General features: G+C 60.6%; 5 protein-coding genes. 2 read left to right on the top strand and 3 right to left on the bottom strand.

Annotated features, from left to right (window positions below; translation table 11 throughout):
- Positions 1-315 (top strand): integrase core domain-containing protein (locus EP26_RS29625; protein WP_043344815.1); only part of this gene is annotated, 315 nt, incomplete at its 5' end.
- 54 nt (positions 316-369) lie between these two features.
- Here the strand turns inward: EP26_RS29625 and EP26_RS29620 are convergent.
- A complete protein-coding gene (locus EP26_RS29620; RefSeq protein ID WP_157033931.1) occupies positions 370-618 on the bottom strand; it encodes a hypothetical protein in 249 nt (82 codons plus the stop codon).
- Between the two features lie 670 nt (positions 619-1,288).
- On the opposite strand from EP26_RS29620, the gene EP26_RS29615 reads away from it, so the two are divergent.
- Positions 1,289-1,852: a family 16 glycosylhydrolase gene (locus EP26_RS29615; protein WP_043344812.1), complete on the top strand. Its 564-nt coding sequence runs from the start codon at positions 1,289-1,291 to the stop codon at positions 1,850-1,852.
- Positions 1,853-2,843: 991 nt separating this feature from the next.
- On the opposite strand, the gene EP26_RS29610 is transcribed toward EP26_RS29615, so the two are convergent.
- Complete coding sequence (locus EP26_RS29610; RefSeq protein WP_043344811.1) at positions 2,844-3,032, bottom strand: hypothetical protein; 189 nt, start codon at positions 3,030-3,032, stop codon at positions 2,844-2,846.
- A 1,988-nt stretch (positions 3,033-5,020) separates the two neighbouring features.
- A complete protein-coding gene (locus EP26_RS36565; RefSeq protein ID WP_043341548.1) occupies positions 5,021-5,314 on the bottom strand; it encodes a hypothetical protein in 294 nt (97 codons plus the stop codon).
- Positions 5,315-5,332 lie beyond the last annotated feature (18 nt).

The following is a 5,332-nucleotide window of genomic DNA, read 5'->3' as shown; positions in this document are numbered from 1 at the left end:
CTGACCCATCACTCAGATCGTGGGGTGCAATTCGCAGCTCACGAGTACCGCAAGCGATTGCAGCAGCACGGCATGCTCTGCTCCATGAGCCGCAAGGGAGATTGCTGGGACAATGCGCCAATGGAGAGCTTCTATGCCACGCTGAAAGGCGAACTCGTCGAACAGCGCGACTACCTGACGCGCGATGAAGCTACTGCTGATGTGTTCCTGTTCTTGGAAGGCTGGTACAACCGACGCCGCTTGCATTCGGCTCTGGGCTATCTCACACCAGAGCAGAAGGTCGCGGCGTTCCATGCGGCTGCTTCAGTCGCGTAACGCTGTCCGTGAAGGCGGGGCAAGGCCACCGCATCATCTCTGCGAGCATACGCCTCATCTGCTGGGCGTTCTGAGCCTGAAGACCGGCTCCTGCGTTCGCTCCAACCGCGTGTAGAGGCGGTGGCCGTTATTGCCGCGGACCACCTGCACGGCGTATGGCCTGACCAGCACACCTCGGTAAACCAGGGCAGCGTAGGCGGCGGTGAGGTCGAGGAGGGTTGCCTCATAGGTACCGAGCGCGAGGTCTCCCGTCTCCTTATCAACGTCGGCCACAACCCAAAGCCATTGAGCAATGTCGCGCATCCTGCCCAGGGTCCCTTGAAGCCGACCGCACGGCCGCTGTGTTCGTCGAGCGCGTCAGGGCCGGTTCGGGCGTGACTTAGCGGAGGAAGCGGTCGTCGAAGTTCCGTATCGGCCGCCCACCGACGCTGAGACGGTCGTCGCTCACCCTGCGTTCCGGGGTTAGGCCCCGTTCAAACGCGACGAGATACGCGAAAAGCTTGGCCACTAAGCCGGGCTGCCGCCGCACATGGGTGGCGCGGCTTCACTTCTTGGCCCGATTATGCGTCCGAGGCTGGTAGTGCTGCGTGGCTCCCATACCGAATGCCCGGTCGATATCCAATCCGTCGGGACAAGATGCGTGGTTCTGACGCTTACTGCCCTCGCTGAGAAGCTTGGGCTGCCGCGGCCGCTCCGGCGCGAGACGCCTCCGCGGCAAAAGAGGAGACTGCATTTTATGTTGGCTGCCGCTATCTCTACGAGATGACTTGGCTTGGCCTGATTAGGACGTTGATGGCATGCAGCATGCGATCTGCATTGCGGCTCGTTTGCAAGTCTAGTCCCGATCGACAATGACCCAGTCTGTCAGCACAATTGATGCGGTTGACTCCCCCTCTCCAACGCCTTTAGCACCTCTTCGTGTGTGCGGAGAACCGTTCACCTTCCATGACAGAATGAGATGTGAGTTCGTAATTTGGCAGACTTCTATGAGAGCTTCGATAACGGTGTCGGTATTCTCAACCACACCTGGGGCAGCGTCGATACCAGCAAGGACGGGCAGGTTACGCTGACCGGTTATTCGGGAATCATGCAGCGGCCAACTGGCGATTCTGCCGGCAACGGCTATGGAACTTACGAGTTCACTCTCTCGATGAAGGGCAATCAGCAGGGGCCTGCTGCGCTGCTCTGGCCGGGCAATGACGAGTGGCCGGGTACGGAGATGGATGTGGTTGAAATCCACAACGGCCGTGCTTACGGAACCGCGCATCACGAAAAGTCAGATGGTGGCGACGGCTACCGGACCGTCACCTATGATGGGCTCGACGAGAGCAAGGTGCATACGTATACGCTCGACTGGCAGCCAGGGAAGCTCACCTACGCGGTCGATGGCGAGGTCTATGGGACGATCACCAAAAACGTCGGCGAGGATTTCGCCCATGGTGGCGTTGATGCTGTTGTCGGGGCACTGAACATCAACCCCAACACCTCGATCACGCTCTACGATGTCAGCTACACGGCCTCGGATAGCATCTGGTAGTAAGCTTCGGGGCTGGCCGGCGAGTCCGGCCGCCTCTTGAAAGCGGTGTTTGGATTTGGTTTCTCGCCAAGGGCGAGCCGCACTGGACCTAAGCGGGCTACCCACCGCGCGGCTGTTGCAAGCGCAAGAGCGCTTGCATGATGCAGCGTCAAGATCGCAGTAGGGACGTGTTCGCCCACATTCCTGTCGATCGAACGGGCGGCCAGACGCCGATGCTCAGTTAGAGGAACGGCACCAACACGGGCCATTGCGGTGCGCGCAGCAGGCGGTCCCCAAGGATCGTGTTAAGCGGCATCGTGTGGTGGTGTTGAATAGTACGATCCCAGCGACCTCACGGCTGAGGAGGTCGTGGAATATAAGGTCAGGCCCGTCATGTTGCCGGTCCTTTGGCCGGGGTATGGCCCCGAGCCTGCCGGACGATGGCACCCGGGTTTTGCTTGATGTCACGCACGCCAGTAGGCCAGCCCAGCGGTCCGGCCGATCTAGACCAAGGGTGGCCAAACTCGCCGTGGCCTTGGCTACGTCCTCGTTGCATGCTTGCGCCGACCCACGGCTTTATGGAGCTTGAGGCTGGATGTGGCGATGAAGGTCCAGTGATCCGCCTCTGTCGTCTGACCTCGCAGCCCGCCTACCCAAGCTCGAAGCATGGTTGGATCGAGAGCATAATGTCCGGGACGAACGCTTACCGTAGTGCAGCAGAACAGCGCGTCTTGGTAGTCGGAATACATGATCAGGCTGGCCACGTCGCACCGAGCCAATGGCGCCTCACTTCCGCCCATAGATCGTGGACGCCATTGGCAGGGCTGACCACTGCCGTTTTGGATGGCTGATCCCTATAGGCGCTGGCCCTGCCTAGATGCAGCAAATCGGAAACAGTGCTGTCAGCATGCCCGCGTGAGTTGAGGGTGGTTGAACCCGTCTGCCCTGCCATCACGGCTGAATTCCACTGCATGCTAGATTCCTGGGCAACTGAGGTGCGAGCGACGGCTGTTTACCGAGCCGCGATATCGGCGAGGTCCAAAAGGTGGTGGCCTGCCTCGAACACCTCGGCAGCGGAGGTCAGGGCTTCCACCCATTCTCCGTCTGGCGTTCCAAGATCAGGCTCAGCCGCAACGAGGCGCCTGATCTCGTTCAAGGCCTGCCTGTAATCGGCTTCAGTGAAGATCGGCGCGACCTGCATGGTGCCACTTCCCAGAAAACAGAGGTTTACTGGGTGTCTCTCTATCAGCGGTAGAGATTTCTCGTCCAACACAGCCGCAGGGCAATCTAAGATGGTTCTGCTTAGTGTGCTTTTCCTGCATCACCGCTGACGGTTGGTATGCCGGACGTTGTATATGCGCCCAATCACAACTTATGATTGAGGATGGCAGTTTAGGAAACCCAACATGCGGCGCGGCGCCGTCCTCCCCTTCCCTTATCTACGAAGGCTTCGGGACGCTGAGCGCGGCTGTTTGCAGCGCTTTGTGGCAGCGGTTCCGGGTGCGAGGGCCGACATCCTCGTCGACCAAGGTCGCAGAAAAGTTGCCATCCTCACCCTAGCCGGGAGGTATTACTGGATTACTCGCGACGACACCGAAATCGGGGCTCGTGACGCATCCAACGGGCACCTCATAGCCAAAGAACCCTGCATCGGCCTGCTCCTGGCGACGATGGCGGCCAAACTGTTGCCAGATGGGGCTACGTGCAGTGGCCTGCCCCAGGTCCCCCATTCAGCGCCATGCGGACCGGCGAAGCCTCCGCGGCCTGAAACAACCTCCAGCCAGAATGACCGCCCGTGATGGTTGGGTTGAGTGCAACCACGCCGCCGTTGAGCCTGTTGTGCAGTAGCGAGAAGCTTCTATGCATCCTGCCGCCGAGGCATGCTACGGCCGAGAGCGCATCGGCTGAGATCGACGCGCTACGGGACTACGCCGACCGGCTCGGGGTTCAGTTGACGGTGCAAGATGGGCTGAACGGCATCGACCTCGAATGGCTCTGCCGCCGCCCGTGTGCGCCGCCAGGGACAGGCACTGAGGTACTTAGTGCATTGTGCAGCTATGCCGACCGCGCAGGCCGTCCAGTTCGCCTCATCGTATTGGCTGGCCGCGAACGGCTACTCACTTTTTACAATCGTTTCGGTTTTAAGGTTGTGCGTTCAGCCGAGAACGATTGTGACAGCACGGAACTCGTACGCACGCCAGCAAGGTGCGGCCCTTCGCATAGGATGCCACCCTATTATGATGGCGCGATATTTCCGGAGTGACCGCCACGCGGACACTGCCGTGCCGCGGCATCGACGAGATTGTCACCCATGTGCCTGAGGCACCATCGAGACCGCACCGTTGGTGCTGATTGTAGCCGCCAACATCCCACGAGGAAGTGCCTATCCGGATCAACCTGCCAGCCGTTGCTGAGCTATACGTGCCCCCAAGCCTGATCCAGCAAGGCACTATGGCCGTGCCTTTGGGGGTGCTTCCTGCCACTCACTTCGATGACCTCGAAACTCTGGTCCTCTTCCCAAGCACAATGCTCGTGCGCCCGTGTCATGCGGACGATGGCAGCTACATCAGGGTAGGCAGTGGTGCCGTCCGTGGTGATGCGGCTGGCAAAGTTGAGGGCAACTGTGAGGGTGGGGAAGTATCTCTCACGAGGAGAGCCCATCCACTCGACGACGTAGATGACCGCAAACCGCTCCTGCATTGAACTGCTCCCCCTAGGTATCTTGGACGGCGCCATACAACGCTTGGAGATACGCTGCCCAAGCATGTTGGTTTGCAAGAACAACGGATTGTTGAGTGAGTAGGTGATCACTCTGCACGAGATGCCGTCGCTTGCTGGGCGGGTCTATAGCCACCGTCCCGCTCCGGTCGTGCTGCAGCACACCGGGATACCCATATGGCTGCCGGAACGCGGTTCGCCTGCTCGCAACACCGCCAGCCGGCGTCTTCGGGCGATCTAACGAGCCATGCCTGCCAAGACCACTGCACCCTGTCGGACGAAATGCACCGTGATAATCCCCGGGCATCCCGAAACTGCGGTGTACTCCACCGTGCAGTGCTCACGTCTAGCAATCTGCCGAAGGAGAGCGACAAGCTCCGACACGTCGCCGCCGCCATATGCAAAGGAGAGGCAATCCGCTTTCCGTGCAGCCTCCCTAAGCTTGAGTTTGCACATGCTGTGACGATCTCGTCATGATGCATGGATCCAGAAAAAGCCCTCGGCGGCGATAAAGGCGAGAGCGTCGTCGAGCGGCATGACCTCGCGGCCGAACGGGCCCGGGTTGCCCCAAGCCTCGCGGCGCCACCAGAGAACCTGAACTCTGTCACCCTGGCCGGTTAGGCGCAGCCGGGCGACAGGTCCGCCGGTGCGCTGGCTGTAGAGCGTGTAGCCCCTGTTGGCGCGCACCACCTCGATGCCACCGCGCCCGGCTGGCCAGGGGTAGGCCTCGATCCGGGCGCGCAGGTCATCTGGGGTGCTGGCCATGAGCCTTCCTCCTGCCTT

It is taken from the genome of Belnapia moabensis DSM 16746, from assembly GCF_000745835.1.
Lineage (GTDB): Bacteria > Pseudomonadota > Alphaproteobacteria > Acetobacterales > Acetobacteraceae > Belnapia > Belnapia moabensis.
The sequence above is the reverse complement of the archived record's forward strand: the minus strand, read 5'-3'. Positions and strand labels throughout refer to the sequence as shown.